The following is a 26,746-nucleotide window of genomic DNA, read 5'->3' as shown; positions in this document are numbered from 1 at the left end:
ATGCGACAGGCACAGGCGCGATGTCCACGTCGCAGCCTGGCAAGCAAGGCACAGGGAAGGGCCAGCGTGGATCGAGAAGACGGACGCCGCGGGATCGTCGGACGAAGGCACCACGGAGGTACTCTCCGGTCGGGACTGAAGTGCCTCCCACAACCGGGACTGCGAGCGCGCGCGGCAGGATGCCGCACATAAAAAACTCCCTCCCCGCTGGGCACCGGGGAGAGAGTCTAGGAACAGCGATCGGGATGGATCAGATCAGCGGCGCGGGCGTGGCCGGCAGCGCGACCGGAGCGGCCTTCTTCTTGCGAGCGGCCGGCTTCTTCTTCGCCACGGTCTTCTTGGCGGTGGCCTTCTTCGCAGTTGCCTTCTTCGCGGTCGGCTTCTTGGCAGCCGACTTCTTCACCGTCTTCTTGGCAGCGGTCTTCTTGGTCGCAGCCTTCTTCGCGGTCTTCTTCACCGCCTTCTTGGCGACGGCCTTCTTCGCGGTCTTCTTGGTGGCGGCCTTCTTTGCCGTCTTCTTCACTGCCTTCTTGGCGACGGCCTTCTTGACCGCCTTCTTCACCTTGGCGACCTTCTTGGCCACCTTCTTGGCGACCTTCTTGACCGCCTTCTTTACCGAAACCTTCTTCGCTGCCGGCTTCTTGGCGGCAGTCTTCTTGACCGCCTTCTTAGCGGCCGGCTTTTTCGCAGCTTTTTTCGTCGCCATGGGATGGCTCCTCGTCAGTGAACTATGGATTGAAAATGCCCAGTTAAAGCAACCTCGCGGCGATGCTCCGCCTGCGGGAACCGCCGGCGCGCGCTGCGGGCCGGATCGGATACAGAAACACCCGTACCGGATAGCGATACGGGTGCGATGCCAGGGGAGACGTTGCGTTTCTCGGAGGGAAGCGACTCCAACTCCACCATCTTCGGGTTCCTGGCGGATGTCCAAGTTGTGCTTCGCGTTTTGATGTCGATCCGATTCACTCGCTTGCGCAGCAACGTCTGCTGGGCGAAACCTAATCACGGTTTTTTTTACTGTCAACACTTCTACGCAATTTTTTTTTCGATGGCGCGCGCGCCACCGACGCCGCATGCCGCACTGGCCGCCTTGCCGACGCCGCCGATCGCCGACGCCGACGCTGCGAGGAAAACGGCGCATGCAAAAAAAGCAGGGAAATTTCCGTGTTTTCTGCAACGACACACTGCCTCGATCGCGTTGCTGGCAGGCAGCGGCGAAGCGTCGGCGGGAACCGCGGCGATGCACGCCAGCCTGTCCGCTAGCTGAAAAAAAATTTCGCGACCGCACGCGGTTCCGGCATCGCACAAGTGCAAATGCGCAAAAGTGCGCAAACTTTTTTGCGTCGTGCGGCGCTCACGACGCGCGCGATGCGTGCGTGCCGCGTCGCCGGGTGGTGCCACATCGCGCCACCACGACACGACCTGCACGCACGTCGCCGACGCACCGCGACGCGCACGACTGCCCTCGCCCACCTCCATGCCAAGTCGCCAACGCGTCCTCCGGCGATGCCGTTGCACGGTCGTGTCGACCGACGCAGCTCGCAGAGGTGATCGACTGGCGCCGGCACGCACCGCGCCGCCATGCATCGACGACGCGAACAGCGCGCACCGCATCGCCGATGCCCGCGCGTCGCCGACCCGCGTGGTGCCCCCATGCCGCGCTGCACCTGCGCCGCGTCGGAAAACCGGCGCCGGCCGACGCGCCGATCGTCGGCATCGGTCACCGCCAGACGCGACGGACACGCTGCGCTCGCGGTGCACCCGGCAGCGACCTCACATGGTCTTCGCAGCGACGCACGCAGCGCCGCCGGCGACGCGCGTTCCGGGATCGCCATACACAGAATGGCGCTGCCGACGCGGACGCTGGCGAGCTCGCCGAGCCGCGCCCAAAAAGAAACCGGCCGCACTGGGCGGCCGGTTCGGGTATCGCGATGGGCGGTCGGCTCAGTGGCCGTCGTCCTCGAGCAGTTCGGCGTACTCGTCCGGCGACAGCAGTTCGTTCAACTGCTCGGCATCGTCCGCTTCCAGTACCAGGATCCAGCCTTCGCCGTAGGCGTCCTCGTTGATCGTTTCCGGCTTGTCGCTCAGCGCGGTGTTGACCTCGACGACCTTGCCGCTGAGCGGGCTGTACACGTCCGAGGCGGCCTTGACCGACTCGACCACGGCCACGCCGTTGCCGGCTTCGACGTGATCGCCGACGTTCGGCAGCTCGACGTAGACCAGGTCGCCGAGCAGGCCCTGGGCGTGGTCGGAGATGCCGATGGTCACGCGACCGTTACCTTCGACGCGGGCCCACTCGTGGGACTTGAGGAATTTGAGGTCGCCAGGGATCTCGCTCATGGGGCTGCTCCGGAATGAAGACGGTATCGAGGATGGGAGTCTAGTGTAGCGAACCGCGCGCGTGGGGACGAAGTCGCGCGCGGCGGACAGGACTCAGCCGAGCACGCCGGGCTGGACCTGGCCTTCGCGCACGAACGGGAACTTGACCACGCGCACCGGCACTTCCTTGCCGCGGATGTCCACGCGCACCGCACCCGGCTCGCCGGCCGGCACCCGTGCGAAGGCGATGGCCTTGCCCAGCGTCGGCGAAAAGGTACCGGACAGGATCTCGCCGTCGCCGTTCGCGGTCAGCACCTTCTGCCCGTGGCGCAGCACGCCCTTCTCGTCCATCACCAGGCCGATCATCTGCCGCGGCGCGCCGCCGGCCTTCTGCGCTTCCAGCACAGCGCGGCCGATGAAGTCGCGACCCTCGTCGAGGGTCACCGTCCAGGCCAGCGCGGCCTCGTAAGGCGAGACGCTGTCGTCCATGTCCTGGCCATACAGGTTCATGCCCGCCTCCAGGCGCAGCGTGTCGCGCGCGCCCAGGCCGGCCGGCTTGACCCCGGCGCCGATCAACGCCTCCCAGAACGCCGGCGCCTGCTGCTGCGGCAGCACGATCTCGAAGCCGTCTTCGCCGGTGTAGCCGGTGCGCGCGACGAACAGCGGCACGCCCGCGTCCGAGGTCGCCTCGATCGCGGCGAAGCGGCCGAGCTTCTGCGCCGCGGCACGATCCTGCTCGCGCAGCAGGCCGATCGCCTTGGCGCGCGCGTTCGGCCCCTGCACCGCGATCATCGCGAAGTCGTCGCGCTCGCGCACCTGCACGCCGAACGCCTGCGCCTGCTCGCCGATCCAGGCCAGATCCTTGGTGCGGGTGGCGGCGTTGACCACCAGGCGGAAGAACGCATCGGACATGTAATAGACGATCAGATCGTCGATCACCCCGCCCTGCGGGTTGAGCATGCAGGTGTAAAGCGCCTTGCCCGGCACCTTCAGCTTGTCCACCGAATTGGCCAGCAGATGGCGCAGGAACGCGCGGACCTGCTCGCCGTGCAGATCGACCACGGTCATGTGGCTGACGTCGAACATGCCGGCGTCGCGGCGCACCTGGTGGTGCTCGTCGATCTGCGAGCCGTAGTGGATCGGCATGTCCCAGCCGCCGAAGTCGACCATCTTGGCGCCGAGGGCGCGGTGGCTGTCGTTGAGGATGGTCTTCTGGGTCATGGCGCGGGTCCGTGAGAAAAGTGCCCCATTATCGCTGGGGCGGAGCCGGGATTGGGGAATCGGGAATGGGGATTCGTAAGAGCGGCTTTCCTGGATCCGGAGGACTGGCGCTCGATCGCGCAGTGCCGTGGGAGCGGCTTCAGCGAAGGCCGGGATCGGGGAGTTGGGATTCGGGATTAGCAAGAGCGGGCGTCCTGAGCCGAAGGACTCGCGCTTGATCGCCGCTCCTACGCGCAGGAAAATTGGGAAGGCGGAGGTACCGCACACTCGCGGCCCCAATCCCCAATCCCCAATCCCCAATCCCGGCTTTCAAACCGCCTGGACCAGCAGCGTCATCCCGTCCACGCCGACGATGCGCACCGTGCTGCCGGCCGGCAGGTCGGGGCCGCCGACGACCCAGAAGGCGTCGTCGACCTTGGCGCGGCCGCGGCCGCCGTGGATCGGCTGGTCCAGGGTCACCATGCGGCCGATCAGTTGCTCGGCGCGGCGGTTGAGCAGCGGCTGGTCGCTGGTCCGGCCGCGGTTGCGGAACCAGGTGCGGTACACCTGGATCGAGACGAAGCTCAGCACCACGAACGCGCCGACCTGCAGCAGCAGGGGGATGTCCGGGAACACCAGCACGGCGAGGAACACCGCTGCGGCGGCGAAGCCCATCCACAGCATGAAGGCGCCCGGCGCCAGCGATTCGGCCGCGAACAGCAACAAGGTCAGGGCACCCCAGGCCACTACCTCAATGCGCATGGCTCAGACTCCGTTGCGCGGCGGCACGCGCGGCATTGCCGGCGGGGTGGCCTGCTTGTTCAGCGCCTCGCGCGCCAGTTCGGCGATGCCGGCGATCGAGCCGATGATGCCGCTGGACTCCATCGGCATCAGCACGAACTTCTGGTTCGGCGCGGTGGCCAGTTCCTTGAACGCCTCCACGTACTTCTGCGCGACGAAGTAGTTGATCGCCTGCACGTCGCCCTCGGCGATCGCCTTGGACACCATCGCCGTCGCCCGCGCTTCGGCCTCGGCCAGGCGCTCGCGCGCCTCGGCGTCGCGGAACGCGGCCTCCTTGCGGCCTTCGGCCTCCAGCACAGCCGCCTGCTTCTCGCCGTCGGCACGCAGGATCTCCGACTGCCGCGAGCCCTCCGCCTCGAGGATCTGCGCGCGCTTCTCGCGCTCGGCCTTCATCTGCCGGGCCATCGCATCGACCAGGTCGCGCGGCGGCTGGATGTCGCGGATCTCGATGCGGGTGACCTTGATGCCCCACGGATTGGTGGCATGGTCGACCACGTTCAGCAGCTGCGCATTGATGGTTTCGCGCTGGCTCAGCGATTCGTCCAGGTCCATCGAGCCGATCACGGTGCGGATGTTGGTCTGCACCAGCGCGATGGTGGCAATCTCCAGGTTGGAGACTTCATACGCGGCCTTGGCGGCGTCCAGCACCTGGAAGAACACCACGCCGTCCACGCGCACGACCGCGTTGTCCTTGGTGATGACGTCCTGGCTGGGCACGTCCAGCACCTGTTCCATCATGTTGACCTTGCGGCCGACGCCATACATCCACGGAATCAGGAAGTGCAGGCCGGGCGACAGCGTGTGGGTGTAGCGGCCAAAGCGCTCCACCGTCCACTGGAATCCCTGCGGCACCATGCGCACGGTCTTGAACAGCACCACCACGCCGAAGAACAGGATCACCAGCGCAAGGAAGAAGGAAGACGGCATCAGGTCGCTCCATTAACCAGAGAAGAAATCGAATCCGCAGTATAGCCAGCGCACGCGCACGTGCCGGTCACCAGCGGATGCGGCCCAGCAGCATGTCCTTGAACATCACCCAGTCGCCGGCAAGCGAGTACAGCGGGTGCTTGAAGGTGGCGGGACGGTTCTTCTCGAACACGAAATGGCCGATCCAGGCGCAGCCGTAGCCGCAGACCGGTGCGGCCCATAACCAACGTGGCTGACCGGTGCACAGCGCCAGCAGCAGGCTCGCCAGCACGCCGAGGCTGCCGACGAAATGCAGCCGTCGCGACACCCGATGCCGGTGCTCGCTCAGATAGAACGGATAGAACTCGCGAAAACTGGAGAAGCGACGCATGCGATGGCCCTCCCGAGGCGACGCAGGCGTCCAGCATACGCCGGGAGCGCGGGCGTCGCGCGCTGCGCACGGATGCGACGCGCGGGTGTCATGCAGCCACGACGCGCACTTGGCGTGCTTTCCGATGAGCCAATGCGTCGGGACTGAAGTCCCTCCCACCGTGCACCCACCGCATTCGCCGCAAGCGCCTATGGGAGCGGCCTCCGTCGTGCCGCGGTGCGACGAGGACGTGTATCGCGACCACAAGGCACCGCCCATCGCGCCGTGACGTGTCCTGCGGAGGTCAACTGTCATGCGGCCACGACGGGCAACCTGGCGTGCTTTCCGATGATCCAATGCGACGGGACTGAAGTCCCTCCCACCGTGCACCCACCGCATTCACCGCAAGCGCCTATGGGAGCGGCCTCCGTCGTGCCGCGGTGCGACGAGGACGTGTATCGCGACCACAGGGCACCGCCCATCGCGCAGGGACGTGTCCTGGGGCGCAACGGTCATGCGGCCACGACGCGCAACGTGGCGTGCTTTCCGATGAGCCAATGCGTCGGAACTGAAGTCCCTCCCACAGTGCACCCGCCGAGTTCGTCTCAAGCTCCCGGGGGAGCGGCCTCAGCCCTGCCGCGGTGCGAACATGATCACCGCCATGCCGGCCAGGCACAGGCCGGCGCCGAGCAGGTCCCAGCGCGTGGGGCGCATGCCCTGCACCGTCCACAGCCACAGCAAGGCGACGGCGACATAGACGCCGCCGTAGGCCGCATAGACGCGGCGGCTGGCGGCGGGATGCAGGGTCAGCAGCCAGACGAAGGCCGCCAGGCTGCCCGCGGCCGGCAGCAGCAGCCAGGCGCTGCGCTGTTCGCGCAGCCACAGATAAGGCAGGTAGCAGCCGAGGATTTCCGCGACGGCGGTCAGCACGAACAGCAGCAGGGTCTTCATCCGGCCGCGGCGCGCTCTTCGTCCTTGGCGCGCTGCCAGTACGCCTCCTGCTGCACCAGCGACAGACCATCGAGCGCGCCGCCGTCCTGCTGCGCCAGCCGTTCCATCGTGCGGAAGCGACGCTCGAACTTGAGGTTGGCGTGGCGCAGCGCCGCACCGACATCGACCTTGGCATGCCGCGCCAGGTTGGCGCAGACGAACAGCAGGTCGCCGATCTCGTCCTGCAGGCGTGCCGGATCGACTGCGGCGCCATGCGCCAGTTCCGCGCGCACTTCCTCCAGCTCTTCCTGCACCTTGTCCAGCACCGGCGCGGGGCCGGGCCAGTCGAAGCCGACCCGCGCCGCGCGCGACTGCAGCTTCAGCGCGCGCTGCCATTCCGGCAGGCCGCGGGCGATGCCGGCCAGTGCCGAGGCATCGCGCTCGCCGGCGGCGGCGCGCTCGGCGCGTTTGATCTCTTCCCACTTCAGCGTCTGCTGTTCGGCATCGGCCACCTGACTGTCGCCGAACACGTGCGGGTGGCGGCGCACCATCTTGTCGCAGATCGCCGCGACCACGTCGTCGAAGCCGAACGCGCCCTGCTCGCGCGCCATCTGCGCATGGAACACCACCTGCAGCAGCAGATCGCCGAGTTCGTCCTTCAGCCCGGCCAGGTCCTGGCGGTCGATCGCGTCGGCCACTTCGTAGGCCTCTTCGATCGTGTACGCGGCGATGCTGGCGAAATCCTGCTCCAGGTCCCAGGGGCAGCCCTGCGCGGGATCGCGCAGGCGCGCCATGATGTCGAGCAGGGCAGGAAGGTCGTAGCGGGCTGGAGTCACGGGCGGGTTCCGGTGCGACGGCACCGCTGCCGCCTTCCGCCTAGTGTGGCAGAGCGCGCGCCGTGCGGCGCGTGCTCGCTGCGCGGCTCAGCCCAGCCAGTCGCGCCAGGGCAGCGCCGCATCGCCCAGCGCCACGAAGTCGCCGTTGAGCAGCGATTCGCGGCGGTTGTAGCGGAACGGCTTGCCGGTCGCGGCTGCCAGCAGCGCGCCGCCAGCGGCCTGCAGCACGCACTGCCCGGCGGCGGTGTCCCATTCGGAGGTCGGGCCGAAGCGCGGATACACGTCCAGGTCGCCATCGGCGATGCGGCAGAACTTCAGCGACGAACCCTGCGCGACCAGTTCGATCTCGCCCATGCGCTGCAGCAGCGCGTCGGTGCGTGCATCGCGGTGCGAACGGCTCGCCGCCACCCGCAGCGGCGCGGTGGCCGGACGTCGCGTATTCAGCGCGGTGTCGCGGAAGCCCTCGCGGCGGTACGCCTGCTCGCCGCGCACCGCATGCCAGACGCGGCCATCGACCGGCGCCTGGACCACGCCGAACACCGGCGCGCCCTGGTGGATCAGCGCGATGTTGACGCTGAACTCGCCGTTGCGCTTGACGAACTCGCGGGTGCCGTCGAGCGGGTCGACCAGCCAATAGGTGGTCCAGTGCTCGCGCACCTCCCACGGAATCTGCGCCGATTCCTCGGACAGCACCGGCAGGTCCGGGGTCAGCCGCTCCAGGCCTTCGACGATGATCTGATGCGCGGCCAGGTCGGCCTGGGTCAACGGGCTGGTATCGGCCTTGTGCTCCACCTCGAAGCCGGTGGCATAGACGGACATGATGGCCGCGGCGGCATCGATGGCGATGGCGATCACGGTTTCGCGCAAATCACTGGTCAGACGGATCATTCGGCGCGACCCAGCCACTCGCGGGCGATGAACAGCGCCGCCAGCGAACGCCCCTCGGAAAAATCTTCACGCAACATCAGTTGATCCAGTTCAGCCAGTTTCCAGGGCACCACTTCCAATTCCTCCGGCTCGTCGCCGGTCAGTCGTTCGGGATAGAGATCTTGTGCAAGCACCAGCCACGACTGGTGGCTCATGTAGGTCGGCGCCAGGGTCATCGCGCGCAGCACGCGCAACTGCCGCGCGCCGTAGCCGGCCTCTTCCTTGAGTTCGCGGTCGGCTGCCTGCAGCGGGGTCTCGCCGGCGTCGATGCGGCCCTTGACCAGGCCCAGTTCGTAGCGGTGCACGCCGGCGGCGTATTCGCGCACCAACAGAACGGTCTGCGCATCCAGCATCGGCACCACCACCACAGCGCCATGGCCCGGCGCCTTCAGCCGGTGGAACACGCGGCGCTCGCCGTTGCTGAACTCCAGGTCCAGCTCCTCGACCCGGCGCTCGGCGGCCGATTCGCTGCGCTCGCGCACGGCATGGATGACCGGCAATCGACGGGTCACGCCGGCACCCTGCGGCGCCGGACGGCGTCGATCGATAGAATGCGCGGAGCGAAGAACCTGTTCATGAGCGCGAAATGCTATCAGACCTGACCGCAGCACAGATGGCCGAGGCGTGGCGCACGCGTGATCTGGCCGTGCTCTGGCACCCGTGCACGCAGATGCGCGAGCACCCCGACACCCTGCCCCTGGTCCCGATCGCCCGTGGCGAAGGCGCCTGGCTGATCGACCACAGCGGCCGCCGCTACCTGGATGCGGTGAGCAGTTGGTGGACGAATCTGTTCGGCCACGGCGAGCCGCGCATCGCCGCGGCCATCGCCGCCCAGGCCACGCAACTGGAGCAGGTGATGCTGGCCGGCTTCAGCCACGAACCGGCGGTGCTGCTGGCCGAGCAGTTGCTGGCGCTGGCGCCGCGCCAGGAAGGGCGCGCGCCGCTGGCCAAGGTGTTCTATGCCGACAACGGCTCGGCCGGCGTGGAAGTGGCGCTGAAGATGGCCTTCCACTATTTCCAGAACCGCGGCGAACCGGGGCGCACCCGCTTCGTCGCGCTGGAGAACGGCTACCACGGCGAGACCATCGGCGCACTGGCGGTCGGCGACATCCCGCTGTACCGGCGGGTGTACGCGCCCCTGCTGGCCGAGGCGCTGTTCGCGCCTTCGCCCGACGCGTACCAGGCAGCACCGGGACAGAGCGCGCGCGAACGCGCCGATGCCGCCGCCGATGCGCTGGCCGACCTGTTCGACCGCCATCCCGGCGAGATCTGCGCGGTGATCCTGGAACCGCGCCTGCAGTGCGCCGGCGGCATGCGCATGCACGATCCGGCCTATTTGCGGCGGGCGCGCGAACTGTGCGACGCCAACGGCGCGTTCCTGATCGCCGACGAGATCGCCACTGGCTTCGGCCGCACCGGCACCCTGTTCGCCTGCGAGCAGGCCGGGGTGATGCCGGACCTGCTGTGCCTGTCCAAGGGCCTGACCGGCGGCTTCCTGCCGCTGTCGGCGGTGCTGGCCACCCAGCATCTGTACGACGCCTTCCTCGACGACAGCCGCGAGCGCGCCTTCCTGCATTCGCACAGCTACACCGGCAACCCGCTGGCCTGCGCCGCGGCGCTGGCGTCGCTGCGGATCCTGCAGGAGGACGACGTGATCGCGCGCAACCGCAGCACCGCCGAGACCATGCGCGCGCTGTCGGCGCCGTTCGCCGAGCATCCGCACGTGGCCGACGTGCGCCAGGCCGGCATGGTGGTGGCGTTCGAACTCACCCGCAACGGCGACAAGCGCACGCCCTTCCCCGCGTCCGCACGCGTGGGCCTGCACGCCTACCGTGCCGCGCTGCAACGCGGCGTGGTGCTGCGCCCACTGGGCGACGTGCTGTACTGGATGCCGCCGTACTGCGTGGACGCCGAGCAGTTGACGCTGCTGGCGGAGACCACGCTGGCGGCGATCGACGAGGCGGTGGCATGCGCCTGACCCGCTGCCATGTGGAGTTGCCGCTGCACGCCGGCGCCGAGCTGAGCCTGCCGGAAGACGTCGCCAACCACCTGCTGCGCGTGCTGCGGCTGCGCGAGGGCGATCCTTGCGTGCTGTTCAACGGCGACGGCTGCGATTACCCCGCCGACCTGCTGCAGGCCGGCAAGCGCAACGCCAGCGTGCGCATCGGCGCGGCGCAGCCGGTCGACAACGAGTCGCCACTGGCAATCACCCTGCTGCAGGGCGTGGCGCGCGGCGAGAAGATGGACCTGATCCTGCAGAAGGCCACCGAGCTCGGCGTCGCCGCGATCATGCCGGTGTGGGCCGAACGCACCGAAGTGAAGCTGGATGCGGCGCGGGTGGACAAGCGCGTGGCGCACTGGCGCAGCGTGGTGATCTCGGCCTGCGAACAATCCGGCCGCGCACGCGTGCCGCAGCTGAGCGCGCCGCTGGCGCTGGCCGATGCGGCGCGCGCCGCGGCGGACAGCCCGTGCCGGTTGATCCTGGATCCGCAGGGCGACCACCGCCTGCGGTCGCTGACCATCGGCGGCGCTGCGGCGACGATCGCGATCGGCCCGGAAGGCGGCTGGTCGCCGCGCGACCGCGCCACGCTGGAGGCCGCCGGCTTCGTCGGCCTGCGTCTGGGGCCGCGCATCCTGCGCACCGAAACCGCCGGCCTGGCCGCGATCGCGGCGCTGCAGGCACACCACGGCGACCTGTGAGTTCAGGCAAGCGATGACGCTGTAGACAGCGGCGCCGCAACGCAGGCGCCGCTGGCGTGGGACATATATATGTGTCGACGCGCTCCGGTACGCCAGGCGCGCCGCGCCCGCATCGCGGGACGCCGCCGCGCCGGGCCACTCAGTGGCGCTGCTGCAGGAACCAGTTCGCCGCGCCGATCACCCCGAGCTGGCCATGCTCGACCAGCTTCACCGGGATCTGCTCCAGCGCCGGACGCATCGCGCCCTTGTTCAAGTAGCGCTCGACGAAGCTGCTGGCGGACAGGAACGCGCCGATCTGCGGCAGGAAGCCGCCGGCCAGGTAGACGCCGCCCTGCACGCCGTACAGCAGGGCCATGTCGCCGACCACGCTGCCGAGCAGGCCGCAGAACGCGGAGAGCGCCTCGTGCGCGAGCGCATCGTCGCCGGCCAGTGCAGCCGCGGTGATGTCGCTCGGTGCGGCATGCGCAGGCGTGGCGCCACGCAGCTCGCACAGCACGCGATAGAGATTGAGCAGGCCCGGGCCGGACAGGAAATGCTCCATCGGCACATAGGAGCGATCGCGCAACAGCCGCTGCGCCAGCGCCAGTTCCAGATCGTTGCCGATCGGCAGCGCGGCATGGCCGGCCTCGGTGGCCAGCACCATGGCGCCGCCCTGAGTCGGAATCCACACCGCGGCGCCGAGACCGGTGCCCGGACCGATCACCAGCGCAGGCCCGCGCTGCGCCTTGCGCGGCCCGGTCAGATGCAGCACTTCGCTGGCGTCCATCGACGCGGCCGCATACGCCACCGCTTCGAAATCGTTGACCAGATGCAGTGCCTTCATGCCCAGGCGCTCGCGAATTTCCGGCGGCGACAGCGTCCACGGCAGATTGGTGGTGATGACGCGACCATCTTCGAGCGCGTAACCGGCGCTGGCGATCACCCCACGGGTCGGCTTCGGCCCCTGCACCTGGCCCAGGAACTCGCCGATGATCTCGGCCAGACCGGGGTAATCGGCGCAGCGGTATTTGCGATAGTCCAGCACATCGACGGACGGCGCCGGGCCGGCACCGGCAGCGCGTGCGACCAGGCCGATCCGGACATGGGTTCCGCCGACATCGGCAGCAATGAAGGGCTCGGCGCGCGGCACGGCCGCTGCCACTGATGAACTGCTTGCGGACACATCTTCTCCCGTTGCGCCAGAGCAGGCGCACGCCGATTCGGCAGATTGATCGATCGAGTGTCGGACCACCTTGACAACGTTGTCAAGGTGAATTTCACCCGTTTGTCGTTTTGTCTTCACCACTGCGACTTCGTCGGCCGGATCGCCCGGCCGTTCGAGTGGTCGATCGCATGGCGCGTTGCATGGGTGAACATCCGTCGCAAAATTTCGCCGCATTGCACAAATTTCTGCCACACGCCCGGCCAACCGGCAGCGCCTGCCACACCAGGGCCTCGCGGCCAACGCAGGCCCGTTGCACCCATCCGCGGGCATGTTTTCTTTTGTAGACAAGCACCTAGGAGACGCGGCGGAAGGGCCGCGAAAGCCTCCGGAAAGATGCCGCGGCGAGCCTTGCTTGCATTCGTCAAAACCACGTGAAACGGGTGTTGACAACGCTGTCAGCGCTACGACAGACTCGGCTCACACAAGTTTTACAACTTCAAGACATGCCACGTTCAGGGGATTCAGACACAGCGACGCATCGCCGCTCCTCCCGCGCCAAGTGGCAGGACGCGCGCTGACGCTGCGACCGGCATCCCCGAACCGACGAAACCACGCCCCGAGCCGGGCCGGACGCAGCGGCGTCCGGATCAGGCGACAAGGTGCACTGCTGTATTGCTGGACTTGGTTGTTACCTGCAGGAACACAGGAAGGACTGGCGCCCTCGATGCCGCCGGTTGGCTACTTCCGCGTCAGCGACCGGACGACGCGCATCGAGATGCGATCCGCGCAGCGCCACCAGGCGCGGCGCCATCCACAAGGCCGGGCAGCGGCCAGCACGCCGGAACATCGGTTGGCACCTCATGCCCAAGTACTCACCCAGAGGTTTAGCCAATGAATAGCCGCACCACTACCTTAGCCCTCAGCATCATGGCCGCGCTGTACCTGTCCGGTAACGCCGCCGCGCAGGAAGCGCCCGCTTCCGCCAACGCGGATTCCAAGAACGTCCAGCAGCTGGATGCCATCACCGTCACCGGTTACCGCGCCTCGCTGGAGAAGAGCCAGTCGGTGAAGCGCTCGGCCAACTCCATCGTCGATGCTATCAGCGCCGAGGACATCGGCAAGTTCCCGGACACCAATGCCGCCGAGTCGCTGGCGCACCTGCCGGGCATCAGCGTGGACCGCCAGTTCGGCGAAGGCGAGAAGGTCAGCATCAACGGCACCGACCCGGCGCTGAACCGCGTGCTGCTCAATGGCCAGACCATCGCCTCGGGCGACTGGGGCGGCAACCCGACCGACACCAGCGGCCGCACCTTCAACTACACCCTGCTGTCGCCGGAAATCATCGGCCTGATGGAGGTCTACAAGACCCCGGAAGCCCGCATCGACGAAGGCTCGATCGGCGGCACCGTGATCGTGCACACCCGCAAGCCGCTGGACCTGCCGAAGAACACCATCCGCGGCTCGATCGGCTACAACTACAACGACCGTTCGGAAGAAGGCAATCCGCGCGGTTCGGCGCTGTGGAGCTGGAAGAACGACGACGAGACCTTCGGCGCGTTGATCTCCGCCACCCACGACAAGCAGGATCTGTCGCGCGCCGGCATCGAGTTCTTCGGCTACAACACCGGCGCCGGCATCCCGCCGACCGCGCGCATCTCCGGCGACGGCGGTAACGTCGCGACCGCCAAGATCCCGGTGGGCATCAACAGCGCCTTCTTCCAGCAGACCCGCGAGCGCAACGGCCTGCAGGGCGCGCTGCAGTGGAAGCCGAACGATCAGAACGAGTTCAACCTGACCGGCATCTACATCAAGGGCAAGTACAACAACTTCAGCGAATCGCGCTACGTCTGCCCGGGCTGCGGCGACCAGGACAAGATCACCAGCGCGACCGTGCAGAACGGCTACGTCACCCAGGCCACGGTCACCGATGGCGCCGGCAACGGCAAGCAGCCGTATGCGCAGCTGGACACCAACTACCGCGAAAGCACCGTCACCACCAAGAGCCTGAACCTGCGCCACGACTTCTACGGCGACAAGTGGGTGTTCACCTCGCAGGTCGGCACCACCGAGGCCACCGGCGGCAAGAACCCCGAATACCTGATGAAGTTCCTGCTGAAGGACGGTGGCTACAACTTCGGTTACGACGGCAGCCACACCGACGTCAACTACGACAACGCCAGTGCCGCCAACTGGGGTCTGGTCGGTTCGCCGGCCGGCCTGGCGCCCGGTTCCACCGCCGCTTCGGCGATGCAGGCCGGCGGCATCTACTACGCCAAGAGCACGGACAAGGAGAAGTACTTCCAGTTCGACGCCGCCCGCGATCTGGACTGGGGCCCGCTGAACAAGTTGCAGCTCGGCTACAAGTACATCAACCACGACAACGGCGTCGACGCCCGCGGCAACCGCATCAACACCACCAATGCGATTTCGCTGACCGACTTCAGCCCCGGCACCACCCCGAGCGGTCTGTACGACGGCCTGGGCGCCAGCGGCGACCTGACCAACTGGCCGACCGCCAACCTCAACTCGGTGATCAGCTACCTGCGCGGGCAGCCGCAGGGTCCGTACAACCGCGACTACGGCTCCTCGTTCGACGTCAAGGAAATCACCAGCGACCTGTACGCGCAGCTGAACTTCGAGTCCGGCGCGTGGCGCGGCAACCTGGGCGTGCGTTATGTCGACACCAAGGACAAGTCGCTGTACTGGCAGAGCGCCGATGGCGGCGCCACCTACAACCAGACCCAGGTGAGCAAGCAGTACTACAAGCCGCTGCCGAGCTTCAACCTGGCCTACGATCTGGATACCGACAAGGTGCTGCGCTTCTCCGTGGCCAAGGTGATGGCGCGTCCGCGCTACGGCGACCTGGCCGGCTCGTTCACCATCAACAGCAGCAACGGCAACCTGACCGCCAGCGGCGGCAACCCGGACCTGAAGCCCTACGAGTCGACCAACTACGATCTGGCCGCCGAGTGGTACTTCGCCCCGTCCAGCATGCTGTCGGCGGAACTGTTCTATCGCGACATCAGCTCGTACATCGTCACCACCACCTCGCAGCAGCAGCTGACCGATGCGGTGAGCGGCGTGAGCGGCCTGTTCACGGTGACCTCGCCGATCAACGCCTCCGACGCCAAGGTCAAGGGCGCCTCGCTGAACTACCAGCAGGCCTTCGGCTACGGCTTCGGTCTGCAGGCGAACTACACCTACGCCACCGCCGACGCCAGCACCGGCCTGAACCTGCCGTACCTGTCGAAGAACACCTACAACGTGATCCCCTACTGGGAAAACGGTCCGTGGATGGTGCGCCTGAACTACAGCTACCGCTCCAAGTACTTCACCCAGGTCGGCCGCCTGAACTCGCAGGTGTTCACCGACGAGTACAAGCAGCTGGATCTGACCGCCTCGTACGAGATCAACGACTGGATGAGCGTGAGCTTCAGCGCGACCAACCTGCTCGACTCGACGTACTACTGGTACAACGAGGTCAAGTACGCGCCGATCGGCATGTACAAGAACGGCCGCGGCTACCAGGCGCAGCTGAACTTCAAGTTCTGATGTAGCACCAGCGCGCCACCGTCCCTCCACGGTGGCGCGCTTTTTCGTGTTCGGCGCGGCGGCGCCGGCATCGTCTTCTGCAACAAGGAGTGCCGTTCCATGACGACCGAGACCCGCCCCCGTGCGGACCGATCCCGCCACGCCGGAGCCGCACGCCAGACCCTGGCCAGCGCGCTGGCCCTCATGCTCGCGCTGACGGCCCTGCCCGCCGGCGCCGCGGATGCGCCGTCGCCGACCGCGCCCACCGCCACCACCCTCAGTCCGGAACAGATCGACCAGCAGTGGCTGCAGGCCACCGCCAAATACGCGCCCGAACGCGCGCGGCTGGTGCGCGAAGCCAACGATGGCGCGCGCGGCGGACCGTTCCGACCCGACTGGACCTCGCTCAAGCAGTACCGCTCGCCGTCCTGGTACGACAACGCCAAGTTCGGCATCTTCATCCACTGGGGCGTGTTCTCGGTGCCGGCCTTCGGCAACGAGTGGTATTCGCGCAACATGTACCAGCAGGGCAGCAAGGATTACCTGCACCATCGGGAAACCTACGGCCCGCAGTCTCGCTTCGGCTACAAGGACCTGATCCCGCTGTTCACCGCGCCCAAGTTCGATCCGCAGGCCTGGGCCACCCTGTTCCGCGATGCCGGCGCCCGCTACGTGGTGCCGGTGGCCGAACACCACGACGGCTTCGCCATGTACGACTCGCAGCTGTCGGACTGGACCGCGGTCAAGATGGGTCCCAAGCGCGACGTGCTCGGCGAGCTGTCCAAGGCGATCCGCGCACAGGGCCTGCATTTCGGCCTGTCCTCGCACCGCGCCGAGCACGACTGGTTCTTCGACGGCGGCCGCCAGTTCGACTCGGACGTCAACGACCCGCGCTACGCCGGCCTGTACGGCCCGGCGCAGATCCGCCTGCCGGGCAAGGACGACGCCGACGTCACCAACGACTGGACCCCGGTGTCGCAGGCCTGGCTGGACGACTGGCTGGCGCGCACCACCGAACTGATCGACCGCTACGACCCGGACCTGATCTATTTCGACTGGTGGATCGCGCACCCGACCTTCCGCGGCACCCTGCCGACCATGCTGTCGTACTACTACAACCACGGCGCGGCCAAGGGCGGCGTGGTGGTGAACTACAAGCTCGGCGCCTTCCCCGAAGGTGCCGGCACGCTCGATATCGAGCGCGGCCAGCTCACCGGCATCCATCCCACGCACTGGCAGACCGACACCTCGGTCAGCAACGCCTCGTGGGGCTATGTCGAGAACGACACCTACAAGACGCCGACCTTCATCATCCACATGCTGGTGGACGTGGTCAGCAAGAACGGCAACCTGATGCTCAACATCGGCCCGCGCGCCGACGGCTCGATCCCGGACACCGAACGCGCGATCCTGCTGTCGATCGGCAAGTGGCTCAAGACCAACGGCGAGGCGATCTACGACAGCACGCCGTGGCGCAGCTACGGCGAAGGCCCGACCGAAGTGGTCGGCGGCACCTTCCAGGACACCAAGACCAAGCCGTACACGCCCGAGGATTTCCGCTTCACCACCGGCCACGGCGCGCTGTATGCGATCGAGCTGGGCTGGCCGGTCGACGGCCAGGCGCTGATCCGCTCGCTGAAGCCGGCCGATGGCGTGCGTGGCGTCACCCTGCTCGCCAACGGCAAGCCGGTGCCGTTCGAGCAGCGCGCCGACGGCCTGCACCTGCGCCTGCCGGCCAAGCCGGTGGGAGAACACGCCTACGTGTTCCGCATCGACCTGTCCTCCCCCACTCCGCCAACGGATCCCTCCCGATGATGAAGCGTTTCGCAGGGCTGCTGTTCGCCCTCGCCCTCGCCCTGGCCTGCGGGCCGGCCATGGCCAAGAATCCGACTGCGCTGTTCTATCTGATGAACACGCAGAAATCGACCAATTCGTTCCTGGCCCACCTCGACAAGATCGACGTGGTGGTGCCGACCTGGTACGGCGTGGACCAGAGCGGCCTGGTCAACGGCACCCCGAACATGTACCTGTACGAGATCGCCAAGCAGCACAAGCTGCGGGTGATGCCGATCCTGTCGATGACCGCCGGCCGCGAGGGCTTCCACAAGCTGCTGCACGATGAGGACGCCAAGCAGCGCATGATCCAGGCGCTGCTGATCCACGGCCGCAAGCATGGCTACTACGGCTTCCAGTTCGATTTCGAGAGCATCGCCTGGACCGACCGCGACGCCTACTCGCTGATGGTCAAGCAGACCGCCGAGGCGCTGCACAAGGCCGGCTTCAAGCTGTCGGTGGCGGTGGTGCCGAACGCGCCCGGCTATGCCGAAGGCGGCGCGTTCGCCAAGTGGATGTGGGAGTACTGGCGCGGCGCCTACGACCTCAAGGCGCTGAGCGCCTCGGCCGACCTGATCAGCCTGATGACCTACGACCAGCACACCCGCTGGACCGCGCCCGGCCCGGTGGACGGCATGGTGTGGATGAAGAAGCACCTGGACTACGCGCTGACCCAGGTGCCGAAGGACAAGCTGTCGCTGGGCATCGCCACCTATGGCTACCGCTGGTACACCGGCAATCCGGTCAAGGCCGACGGCACCGAGGCCTCGAACATCACCGCCGACTACATCGATGCCGACGAATCGTTCCCGCTGGCGGAAGAGCAGCATGCCACCGTGCAATGGGACCCGGTGGAGCAGGAGTCGTGGTTCTACTTCTACCGCGACGACATGCGCGAATGGGTGTTCCGCCCGGATGCGCGCAGCTTCCGCGCCCGCTACGAGCTGACCAAGCAGTACGGCCTGGAAGGCTTCAGCTGCTGGGTACTGGGCGCCGAAGATCCCAAGGTCTGGGACGAACTGCCGACCGCGGCGCGCTGAGCGGCCACACGACCGGGATGCGACACGGGGGGCACGCGGCGCGCAGCGAACGCGCCGCGCTCACCTCAGGCTACCTCACAGCCTCTACGATACGCATCTCGATCGCTTGAGGTAGACCGATGACTGCAGTGGGTGCACACCCCCGATTGCCGCACCGCCCGATGCCCGCCGCCGCGCGCATCGCGGCGGCCTCCCGCAACGCCTGGCTGGGGTTGTCCCTGCTCGCCTGTGGCAGCCTGCTCGGCGGCTGCGACCGCACTCCGCCGCCAGCGCCGGCGCCCGCGGCCAAGCCTGCCGCAGCGCCGCCGCCGGCCCCGAAACACGATGACGACGACGACAAGACGCCGCTGCCGTTGATCCCGGCGCCGGCCAAGGCCGAGCGCGACGGCGGCACCCTGACCATCGGCACCGGCGCCGTGCTGTCGGTGCCTCTCGACGACGCCGGCGCGCAGCGCGTCGCGCAGCAACTGTCGCAATTGCTGAGCAAGACCCGCGGCCTGTCGCTGGAGGTGCGTGCGGAGACCATCCCCGCCGACGGCAGCATCCGCCTGCAGCTCAATCCCAATACCGAGGTCGCGCAGGCCGAGGGCTACACGCTGGACGTGGACCCGCGCACCATGCTGATCCAGGCGCGCGAGGAGCGCGGCCTGTTCTACGGCGCGATCAGCGCCTGGCAGTTGATGACCCCGGACGCCGGCAAGGGCGAGGTGGACGTGCCGCAGGTGCATATCCGCGACTGGCCGCGCTTCGGCTGGCGCGGCGTGCTGCTCGACGTGGCGCGGCACTTCCACAGCCCCGACACGGTCAAGCGCCTGCTCGACGCGATGGCCCAGCACAAGCTCAACGTGCTGCACCTGCACCTGACCGACGACCAGGGCTGGCGCATCGAGATCAAGCGCTATCCCAAGCTCACCGAGATCGGCGCCTGGCGCACCCCGCCCGGCGCGGGCACCCACGGCCTGCCCGATCGCTACGGCGGCTTCTACACCCAGGACCAGATCCGCGACCTGGTGGCCTACGCCGCCGAACGCCACATCACCATCGTGCCGGAACTGGACATGCCCGGGCACGCACAGGCGGCGGTGGCGGCCTATCCGGAACTGGTCGGGGTGACCCGGCAGCGGCCCAAGGTGTCGGTGGACTGGGGCGTCAATCCGTACCTGTTCAACACCAACGACAAGAGCATGACCTTCATCCGCGGCGTGCTGGATGAAGTGCTGCAGCTGTTCCCCTCGCCGTACATCCACATCGGCGGCGACGAAGCGGTCAAGGACCAGTGGGAACGCTCGCCGACGGTGCGCGCGCAGATGCGCAAGCTCGGCATCAAGGACGCGCACGCGTTGCAGGGCTGGTTCAACCAGCAACTGGCCGACTACCTCACCCAGCACCAGCGGCGCCTGATCGGCTGGGACGAGATCCTGGAAGGCGGGTTGCCGGCGAGCGCCTCGGTGATGTCCTGGCGCGGCGTGGACGGCGCGGTCGCCGCCGCCAAGCAAGGCCACGACGTGGTGCTGGCACCGGCCGGCTGGATGTACCTGGACAATCTGCAGAGCGCGCGCAACGACGAGCCCAACGGCCGCCTGGCCACGCTGCCGCTGCAGAAGGTCTATGGCTTCGACCCGGTGCCGGCGGCGCTCAGCGCCGAGGAGAGCAAGCACGTGCTCGGCGTGCAGACGGCGCTGTGGAGCGAGTACATCCCCTCCACCTGGCATATCGACCATGCGCTGTTCCCGCGACTGAGCGCGGTGGCCGAGGCGGGTTGGTCGCCGATGGCCGCACGCGACTGGAACGGCTTCCTGCAGCGCATGCCGACGCAGCTGGACCGCTACCGCCTGCAGGGCATCGCCTACGGCGACGGCGCCTTCGCCGCGGACATCGCCGTGCAGGGCGGCGACAACGCCGCGCTGGACAGCGGGAAGGCCACCGTGGTGCTGGGCAACCAGGCCAAGTTCGGCAACTTCCGCTACACCACCGACGGCAGCGAGCCCAAGGCCGACTCGCCGCGCTACACCGCGCCGTTCGCGGTGACCCTGCCGGTGACCGTGCGCGCGGCCACCTACGCCGACGACGGCCGCCTGCTGGCCGCGCCGCGCAGCCGCATCCTCGACCGCGCCAACCTGCTCAGCCGCGATACCCAGGGCCTGGCTTCGTGCGAAGGCGGCGAGCTGGGCCTGCGCGTGCCGCTGCTGCCGGACCTGGCCGACCAGGACACGCCGGTGTTCAACATCGACCTGTTCACCAGTTGCTGGCGCTACGCCGACGCGCGGCTGGACGGCATCGACCGCATCCGCATCGACGCCGCCCGCCTGGCGCGCAACTACGGGCTGGCGCACGACCAGGCCAAGGTCAAGCGCTACCCGGCGCACAGCCCGCGCGGCGAGTTCGAAGTGCGGCTGGGCGACTGCAAGGGCAAGCTGCTGGCGCGGCTGCCGCTGCCGGCCGGCAAGACCCTGGGCGACCAGTTCGCGCTGGAAGCGCGGCTGCCCAGGCAGACCGGCGTGCACGACCTGTGCCTGCGCTCCACCGCGCCCATCGCCGGCCCGTACTACGCCATCGGCGCCGTCCATCTGATCGACACCGCGGCGCAGGCGCCCCCCGCCGCCGCGCACTGACCACGGAGACCCTCGCATGACCCTGCCGCCCCGCCGCCCCCGTTCCGCGTCGCGCACGCGCCTTCCTGCCCGCCTCGGGCTGCTGCTGGCGCTGGCCTTGCCGGCGCTGGGCCAGGCGGCGGCGCCGGCGACACTGTCGCTGCAACAAGGCTGGCAGGTGCGGCTGGCGCCGGGCGACGCCAACGCCAAGGCGCACCCGAAGGCGGCGCAGTGGCTGCCGGCGCAGGTGCCGGGCACGGTGCAGACCGACCTGATCGCCGCCGGGGTGGTGCCCGATCCGTTCTATCGCGACAACGAAGCGCAGATCCAGTGGGCCGGGCTCAGCGACTGGCAGTACCAGACCCATTTCCAGGTCGACGCGGCCCTGCTGGCGCGCCCGCACCTGGAACTGGTGTTCGACGGGCTGGACACCTTCGCCGAGGTCTACCTCAACGGCAAGAAGCTGCTCGCCGCCGACAACATGTTCCGGCAGTGGCGGGTCGACGCAAAACCGCTGCTCAAGCGCGGCGACAACGTGCTGGAAGTGCGCATCGCCTCGCCGATCAAGAAGATCCAGCCGTGGCTGTCCAAGCAGCCGTACGCGCTGCCCGGCGCCTACGATTCGGCGTTCGGCGACGAACCGGTGGCGCGGCACAGCTCCACCTACGTGCGCAAGGCGCCTTACAACTTCGGCTGGGACTGGGGCCCGCGCATCGTCACCGCCGGCATCTGGCAGGGCGTGCGCCTGGAAGCCTGGGACGAACTGCGCGTGGACGGCCTGCGCATCGCCCAGCAGCGCGTCGACGCCGACGCGGCGCAACTGCTGGCACAGCTGCAGGTGCAGGCCGGCCGCAGCGGCGAGGTGCAACTGGACCTGGACGTGCTCGGCCCCGACGGCCAGCGTGTCGGCCAGTTCAGCCAGCGCGCGGTCGTCGACCCGGGCGCCAACACCCTGACCGTGCCGGTACGCATCGCCAAGCCGCAGCGCTGGTTCCCGGCCGGCTACGGCCGCCAGGACCTGTACACGTTCAAGGCGCAGCTGCGCGATGCCGCGGGCGAGCGCTTCGAGGCGCAGCGCGTTACCGGCCTGCGCAGCGTCGAGTTGCGCCGCGAGAAGGACCAGTGGGGCAAGAGCTTCGCCCTCGTGGTCAACGGCATCCCGGTGTTCGCCAAGGGCGCCAACCTGATTCCGTTCGACAGCTTCCCCACCCGCGTCGACGCCGCGCGCATGCGCGGCTTCCTGCAGTCCGCGCGCGACGCCAACATGAACATGCTGCGCATGTGGGGCGGCGGCCATTACCAGCCTGACAGCTTCTACGAGGATGCCGACCGCCTGGGCATCATGATCTGGCAGGACTTCATGTTCGGCGGCGCCATCCCGCCCTACGACGTCGCGTTCCGCGAGAACACCCGCGCCGAGGCCGAGGAGCAGGTGCGGCGCCTCGGCGATCACCCCAGCATCGTCATCTGGTGCGGCAACAACGAAGTGCAGACCGGCTGGGAGAACTGGGGCGACCGCATCAAGTTCAAGCAGTCGATCGACCCGGAAGAGCGCGAGCGCATCGTCCGCGGCATGACCACGCTGTTCGGCACGGTGCTGCGCGAGGCGGTACAGAAGTACGACAGCGACACCCCGTACTGGGCGACCTCGCCGGGTACCGATTTCGACGGCGCCGCCGACCAGCCCGACGACGGCGACATGCATTACTGGAAGGTCTGGGGCGGCCCGGCGCTGCCGGTCACCGAGTACCTCAACGTGACCCCGCGCTTCATGTCCGAATACGGCCTGCAGTCGTTCCCCGAGATGCGCACCATCCGCGCCTTCGCCGAACCCGGCGACCTGCAGCCGGAATCGCCGGTGATGCGCGCGCACCAGAAGTTCGACAAGGGCAACGGCAACCAGCGCCTGCTGCTGTACATCCGCCGTGCGTTCGGCGAGCCCAAGGACTTCGCCAGCTTCGTCTACCTGAGCCAGATCATGCAGGCCGAGGGCATCACCCTGGCCGCCGAACACCTGCGCGCCTCGCGGCCGCAATCGATGGGCTCGCTGTACTGGCAGCTCAACGACGTGTGGCCCGGCGCGTCGTGGTCGAGCCTGGACTACTTCGGCCGCTGGAAGGCGCTGCAGTACCATGCGCGCCGCTTCTACGCGCCGGAACTGATCGCCGCACTGCGCGACGACAAGGGCCACACCACCGTGTCGCTGGTCTCCGACCGCACCACGCCGCTGGCCGCGCGCTGGCGCATGCGGGTGATGGACCTGGCCGGCAAGGTGCTGAGCAAGACCGAGAAGCCGGTGACCCTGGCGCCGCTGTCCAGCGTGCGCGTGGGCAGTTTCAGCGATGCGCAGTTGCTGCGCCGCGCCGATCCGCGCCGCAGCGTGGCGGTGTTCGAGCTGCTCGACGGCGAGCGCGTGCTGTCGCGCACCCTGGTGTACTTCGACGCGGCCAAGCGCCTGCAGTGGCCGCAGGCCGACATCCGCAGCGAGCTGCGCGCCGATGGCGACGGCTACGCGCTGACCCTGAGCAGCGCCACGCTTGCGGCGCAGGTGTGGCTGAGCTTCGGCGACCTCGACGTGACCCTGTCCGACAACGCCTTCGACCTGCTGCCGGGCGAGCCGCTGACCGTGCGCGTGCACAGCAGCGCCACCCTGGAGCAGGTGCGCGCGGCGCTGCAGGTGCGCGATCTGGGCGGGACCCTGGCCGGTGCGCCGGCCGAGCCGGCGGAGGCGAAGTGATGGGCAAGCCGATGTCGCGGGCGGGCGTCACCTTGTGGGAGGGACTTCAGTCCCGACGGGGCGTTACCGGTAAAGCGTCGGGACGGAAGTCCCTCCCACAAAAGCGCCTCTACCTGGCGCTGTGTGCGATCGGCCTGCTCGCCGCCCCGCTCGCCCATGCCGACGAGGCCGAGGACCGTGCCGCCGCGCTGGTGGCGAAGATGACCCGCGCCGAGAAGATCGCGCAGGCGATGAACGCTGCGCCGGCGATCCCGCGCCTGGGCGTGCCGGCCTACGAGTGGTGGAGCGAGGGCCTGCACGGGATCGCCCGCAACGGCGAGGCCACGGTGTTCCCGCAGGCGATCGGCCTGGCCGCGACCTGGAACGCCGAACTGCTGCACGACGTCGGCACCGTCACCTCCACCGAGGCGCGGGCCAAGTTCAACCTCGCCGGCGGGCCCGGCAAGGACCATCCGCGCTACGCCGGGCTGACCATCTGGTCGCCCAACATCAACATCTTCCGCGACCCGCGCTGGGGCCGCGGCATGGAGACCTACGGCGAGGATCCCTACCTCACCGGGCGGCTGGCGGTCGGCTTCATCCACGGCCTGCAGGGCGACGATCCGGCGCACCCGCGCACCATCGCCACGCCCAAGCACCTGGCCGTGCACAGCGGGCCGGAACCGGGCCGCCACGGTTTCGACGTGGACGTGTCGCCGCACGATTTCGAGGCGACCTATTCGCCGGCGTTCCGCGCCGCCATCGTCGACGGCCAGGCCGGCTCGGTGATGTGCGCGTATAACTCGCTACACGGCACACCCGCTTGCGCCGCCGACTGGCTGCTCGACGGCCGCGTGCGCGGCGACTGGGGCTTCAAGGGGTTCGTCGTGTCCGATTGCGATGCGATCGACGACATGACCCAGTTCCACTACTACCGCCCCGACAACGCCGGCTCGTCCGCGGCCGCACTCAAGGCCGGGCACGATCTGAACTGCGGCTACGCCTACCGCGAGCTCGGCATCGCCTTCGACCGCGGCGAAGCCGACGAAGCCCTGCTCGACCGCTCGCTGGTGCGCCTGTTCGCCGCGCGCTACCGGCTCGGCGAATTGCAGCCGCAGCGCAACGATCCGTATGCGCGGCTGGGCGCCAGGGACATCGACAGCGCCGCGCACCGCACGCTGGCGCTGCAGGCCGCGCAGCAATCGCTGGTGCTGCTGAAGAACGCCAACGCCACCCTGCCGCTGCGCCCGGGCCTGCGCCTGGCCGTGCTCGGCCCCAACGCCGATGCGCTGGCCGCGCTGGAAGCCAACTACCAGGGCACCTCGGTGCAACCGGTGACGCCGCTGCAGGGCCTGCGCACGCGCTTCGGCGCCGCCCAGGTCGCCTATGCGCAGGGCGCGCCGCTGGCCGCCGGCGTGCCCGGCATGATCCCCGAGACCGCCCTGCGCAGCGACGGCAAGCCCGGGCTGCGCGGCGAGTACTTCGACAACCTGGACCTGGCCGGCACCCCGCGCGTGCAGCGCCAGGACCGCGTGGTCGGCTTCAACTGGGACCACGTGGCCCCGGCCAAGGGCGTGGACAAGGATCGCTACTCGGTGCGCTGGAGCGGCGAACTGCTGCCGCCCGGCGCGGGCGACTACACCCTGGCGGTGCGGGTGGCGCGCTGCTTCGACTGCGCCGGCCACGATCCCGTGCGCCTGTACATCGACGACCAACTGGTGGTGGCCGGCAACGCCGAGGACAAGCACGTGCCAGCCGGCATGCACAACGCCGACGGCCGCAACGTCGAGACCGTGCTGCATTTCGACGACGCGCGGCCGCGGCGCATCCGCCTGGAGCTGGAACACCGTGGCCAGGACCAGGGCCTGCGCCTGGAGTGGCTGGCGCCGCCGGCGCTGCAGTTGGCCGAGGCCGAACGCGCGGTGGCACAGGCCGACGCGGTGGTGGCCTTCGTCGGCCTGTCGCCGGACGTGGAAGGCGAGGAACTGCGCATCGACGTGCCCGGCTTCGACGGCGGCGACCGCAACGACCTGGCCCTGCCGGCCGCGCAGCAGGCGTTGCTGGAACGGGCCAAGGCCAGCGGCAAACCACTCGTCGTGGTGCTGATGAGCGGCAGCGCGGTGGCGTTGAACTGGGCCAAGCAGCATGCCGACGCGATCATCGCCGCCTGGTATCCGGGCCAGTCCGGCGGCACCGCGATCGCCCAGGCGCTGGCCGGCGACATCAACCCCGGCGGGCGCCTGCCGGTGACCTTCTACCGCTCGACCAAGGACCTGCCGCCCTACGTCAGCTACGACATGAAGGGCCGCACGTATCGCTACTTCAAGGGTGAGCCGCTGTTCCCGTTCGGCTACGGGCTGAGCTACACCCAGTTCGCCTACGACGCGCCGCAGCTGTCGACCGCGACGCTGCAGGCCGGCCAGCCGCTGCAGGTGAGCACCACCGTGCGCAACACCGGCGCGCGCGCCGGCGACGAGGTGGTGCAGGTCTACCTGCAATACCCGCAACGCGCGCAGTCGCCGCTGCGCAGCCTGGTCGGCTTCCAGCGCGTGCACCTGCAGCCGGGCGAGGCGCGCACGCTGCGCTTCGCGCTGGACCCGCGCCAGCTCAGCGACGTCGACCGCAGCGGCCAGCGCGCGGTGGAAGCCGGCGACTACCGGCTGTTCGTCGGTGGTGGTCAGCCGGGCACCGGCGCCCCCGGTGAGGACGCGGCGTTCTCGATCAGCGGGCGCATGGCCCTGCCGAAGTGAGCGACGGGGCCGCCCACGGCCCCTGTCTACGAAATGCGCCAGCGCATGCGGCGGTGCAGCGTAACGGCCCGGCGCGCTGCCGCCGCCGGGCGCCATCCCCGCACGTTCCAGCGTCCTGCTAATTTATTTTTCACGACCTATTGACAGTCTTC

General features: G+C 68.5%; 20 protein-coding genes. 9 read left to right on the top strand and 11 right to left on the bottom strand.

The genetic code is table 11. From position 1 onward, the window contains the following. Positions 1-250: 250 nt before the first annotated feature. A complete protein-coding gene (locus CEK68_RS00220; protein ID WP_152238166.1) occupies positions 251-706 on the bottom strand; it encodes a histidine biosynthesis protein HisIE in 456 nt (151 codons plus the stop codon). 243 nt (positions 707-949) lie between these two features. Between CEK68_RS00220 and CEK68_RS00215 the strand changes: the two genes are divergently transcribed. Beyond that, entirely contained in the window at positions 950-1,267 is a 318-nt protein-coding gene (locus CEK68_RS00215; RefSeq protein WP_193314061.1) for a hypothetical protein, read from the top strand. Between the two features lie 677 nt (positions 1,268-1,944). Here the strand turns inward: CEK68_RS00215 and gcvH are convergent. From gcvH to nudE, 9 genes are all read right to left on the bottom strand, one after another. Next, complete coding sequence (gcvH, locus tag CEK68_RS00210) at positions 1,945-2,340, bottom strand: glycine cleavage system protein GcvH (RefSeq protein WP_017910465.1); 396 nt, start codon at positions 2,338-2,340, stop codon at positions 1,945-1,947. Positions 2,341-2,433: 93 nt separating this feature from the next. Further along, the gene (gene gcvT / locus CEK68_RS00205) at positions 2,434-3,540 is read right to left on the bottom strand and encodes a glycine cleavage system aminomethyltransferase GcvT (RefSeq protein ID WP_152238164.1); all 1,107 of its coding nucleotides are present in this window, start codon (positions 3,538-3,540) and stop codon (positions 2,434-2,436) included. A gap of 309 nt (positions 3,541-3,849) precedes the next feature. Beyond that, on the bottom strand, positions 3,850-4,281 hold the full coding sequence (locus tag CEK68_RS00200; protein WP_150409340.1) for an NfeD family protein: 432 nt from the start codon (positions 4,279-4,281) through the stop codon (positions 3,850-3,852). Positions 4,282-4,284: 3 nt separating this feature from the next. Then, complete coding sequence (locus CEK68_RS00195; protein WP_026143744.1) at positions 4,285-5,250, bottom strand: SPFH domain-containing protein; 966 nt, start codon at positions 5,248-5,250, stop codon at positions 4,285-4,287. A 64-nt stretch (positions 5,251-5,314) separates the two neighbouring features. Beyond that, positions 5,315-5,617, bottom strand: coding sequence for a DUF962 domain-containing protein (locus tag CEK68_RS00190; RefSeq protein WP_017910461.1), 303 nt, complete (start codon positions 5,615-5,617; stop codon positions 5,315-5,317). Between the two features lie 606 nt (positions 5,618-6,223). Continuing rightward, a complete protein-coding gene (locus CEK68_RS00185) occupies positions 6,224-6,547 on the bottom strand; it encodes a YnfA family protein (protein WP_152238163.1) in 324 nt (107 codons plus the stop codon). Beyond that, the gene (gene mazG / locus CEK68_RS00180; RefSeq protein WP_152238204.1) at positions 6,544-7,320 is read right to left on the bottom strand and encodes a nucleoside triphosphate pyrophosphohydrolase; all 777 of its coding nucleotides are present in this window, start codon (positions 7,318-7,320) and stop codon (positions 6,544-6,546) included. Before mazG ends, CEK68_RS00185 begins: the two co-directional genes overlap by 4 nt. 129 nt (positions 7,321-7,449) lie before the next feature. After that, positions 7,450-8,250, bottom strand: coding sequence for a 3'(2'),5'-bisphosphate nucleotidase CysQ (gene cysQ, locus CEK68_RS00175; RefSeq protein WP_017912917.1), 801 nt, complete (start codon positions 8,248-8,250; stop codon positions 7,450-7,452). After that, entirely contained in the window at positions 8,247-8,801 is a 555-nt protein-coding gene (nudE, locus tag CEK68_RS00170; RefSeq protein WP_026143746.1) for an ADP compounds hydrolase NudE, read from the bottom strand. Before nudE ends, cysQ begins: the two co-directional genes overlap by 4 nt. Before the next feature lie 74 nt (positions 8,802-8,875). Between nudE and bioA the strand changes: the two genes are divergently transcribed. Next, positions 8,876-10,267: an adenosylmethionine--8-amino-7-oxononanoate transaminase gene (gene bioA / locus CEK68_RS00165; RefSeq protein WP_152238162.1), complete on the top strand. Its 1,392-nt coding sequence runs from the start codon at positions 8,876-8,878 to the stop codon at positions 10,265-10,267. Beyond that, complete coding sequence (locus tag CEK68_RS00160; RefSeq protein WP_152238161.1) at positions 10,258-10,989, top strand: 16S rRNA (uracil(1498)-N(3))-methyltransferase; 732 nt, start codon at positions 10,258-10,260, stop codon at positions 10,987-10,989. Before bioA ends, CEK68_RS00160 begins: the two co-directional genes overlap by 10 nt. Before the next feature lie 139 nt (positions 10,990-11,128). Here the strand turns inward: CEK68_RS00160 and CEK68_RS00155 are convergent, their stop codons facing one another. After that, positions 11,129-12,151, bottom strand: coding sequence for a glucokinase family protein (locus CEK68_RS00155; RefSeq protein WP_152238160.1), 1,023 nt, complete (start codon positions 12,149-12,151; stop codon positions 11,129-11,131). 873 nt (positions 12,152-13,024) lie between these two features. Here CEK68_RS00155 and CEK68_RS00150 point away from each other — a divergent pair. From CEK68_RS00150 to CEK68_RS00125, 6 genes are all read left to right on the top strand, one after another. Continuing rightward, complete coding sequence (locus CEK68_RS00150) at positions 13,025-15,685, top strand: TonB-dependent receptor (RefSeq protein ID WP_152238159.1); 2,661 nt, start codon at positions 13,025-13,027, stop codon at positions 15,683-15,685. Between the two features lie 99 nt (positions 15,686-15,784). Continuing rightward, complete coding sequence (locus CEK68_RS00145) at positions 15,785-17,479, top strand: alpha-L-fucosidase (RefSeq protein ID WP_152238158.1); 1,695 nt, start codon at positions 15,785-15,787, stop codon at positions 17,477-17,479. Continuing rightward, a complete protein-coding gene (locus CEK68_RS00140; RefSeq protein ID WP_152238157.1) occupies positions 17,479-18,537 on the top strand; it encodes a glycosyl hydrolase family 18 protein in 1,059 nt (352 codons plus the stop codon). The genes CEK68_RS00145 and CEK68_RS00140 overlap by 1 nt, the downstream gene beginning before the upstream one ends. Positions 18,538-18,656: 119 nt before the next feature. Next, complete coding sequence (locus tag CEK68_RS00135) at positions 18,657-21,149, top strand: family 20 glycosylhydrolase (RefSeq protein ID WP_152238156.1); 2,493 nt, start codon at positions 18,657-18,659, stop codon at positions 21,147-21,149. Positions 21,150-21,165: 16 nt separating this feature from the next. Further along, a complete protein-coding gene (locus tag CEK68_RS00130; protein ID WP_152238155.1) occupies positions 21,166-23,865 on the top strand; it encodes a glycoside hydrolase family 2 protein in 2,700 nt (899 codons plus the stop codon). A gap of 200 nt (positions 23,866-24,065) precedes the next feature. Continuing rightward, positions 24,066-26,594, top strand: coding sequence for a glycoside hydrolase family 3 C-terminal domain-containing protein (locus CEK68_RS00125; protein WP_226977702.1), 2,529 nt, complete (start codon positions 24,066-24,068; stop codon positions 26,592-26,594). Positions 26,595-26,746 lie beyond the last annotated feature (152 nt).

Source organism: Xanthomonas sp. LMG 12461, assembly GCF_009192935.1.
Taxonomy (GTDB): domain Bacteria; phylum Pseudomonadota; class Gammaproteobacteria; order Xanthomonadales; family Xanthomonadaceae; genus Xanthomonas_A; species Xanthomonas_A sontii.
The sequence above is the reverse complement of the archived record's forward strand: the minus strand, read 5'-3'. Positions and strand labels throughout refer to the sequence as shown.

Bases quoted from the DNA above. Each gene is read 5' to 3' on its own strand.
- CEK68_RS00130 (WP_152238155.1), top strand. From the start codon at position 21,166: ATGACCCTGCCGCCCCGCCGCCCCCGTTCCGCGTCGCGCACGCGCCTT.
- bioA (WP_152238162.1), top strand. From the start codon at position 8,876: ATGCTATCAGACCTGACCGCAGCACAGATGGCCGAGGCGTGGCGCACG.
- CEK68_RS00125 (WP_226977702.1), top strand. From the start codon at position 24,066: ATGACCCGCGCCGAGAAGATCGCGCAGGCGATGAACGCTGCGCCGGCG.
- CEK68_RS00200 (WP_150409340.1), bottom strand. From the start codon at position 4,281: ATGCGCATTGAGGTAGTGGCCTGGGGTGCCCTGACCTTGTTGCTGTTC.
- CEK68_RS00140 (WP_152238157.1), top strand. From the start codon at position 17,479: ATGAAGCGTTTCGCAGGGCTGCTGTTCGCCCTCGCCCTCGCCCTGGCC.
- CEK68_RS00145 (WP_152238158.1), top strand. From the start codon at position 15,785: ATGACGACCGAGACCCGCCCCCGTGCGGACCGATCCCGCCACGCCGGA.
- mazG (WP_152238204.1), bottom strand. From the start codon at position 7,320: ATGGCGCGCCTGCGCGATCCCGCGCAGGGCTGCCCCTGGGACCTGGAG.
- CEK68_RS00135 (WP_152238156.1), top strand. From the start codon at position 18,657: ATGACTGCAGTGGGTGCACACCCCCGATTGCCGCACCGCCCGATGCCC.
- CEK68_RS00150 (WP_152238159.1), top strand. From the start codon at position 13,025: ATGAATAGCCGCACCACTACCTTAGCCCTCAGCATCATGGCCGCGCTG.
- cysQ (WP_017912917.1), bottom strand. From the start codon at position 8,250: ATGATCCGTCTGACCAGTGATTTGCGCGAAACCGTGATCGCCATCGCC.
- CEK68_RS00190 (WP_017910461.1), bottom strand. From the start codon at position 5,617: ATGCGTCGCTTCTCCAGTTTTCGCGAGTTCTATCCGTTCTATCTGAGC.
- gcvH (WP_017910465.1), bottom strand. From the start codon at position 2,340: ATGAGCGAGATCCCTGGCGACCTCAAATTCCTCAAGTCCCACGAGTGG.
- CEK68_RS00220 (WP_152238166.1), bottom strand. From the start codon at position 706: ATGGCGACGAAAAAAGCTGCGAAAAAGCCGGCCGCTAAGAAGGCGGTC.
- CEK68_RS00215 (WP_193314061.1), top strand. From the start codon at position 950: ATGTCGATCCGATTCACTCGCTTGCGCAGCAACGTCTGCTGGGCGAAA.
- gcvT (WP_152238164.1), bottom strand. From the start codon at position 3,540: ATGACCCAGAAGACCATCCTCAACGACAGCCACCGCGCCCTCGGCGCC.
- CEK68_RS00160 (WP_152238161.1), top strand. From the start codon at position 10,258: ATGCGCCTGACCCGCTGCCATGTGGAGTTGCCGCTGCACGCCGGCGCC.
- CEK68_RS00185 (WP_152238163.1), bottom strand. From the start codon at position 6,547: ATGAAGACCCTGCTGCTGTTCGTGCTGACCGCCGTCGCGGAAATCCTC.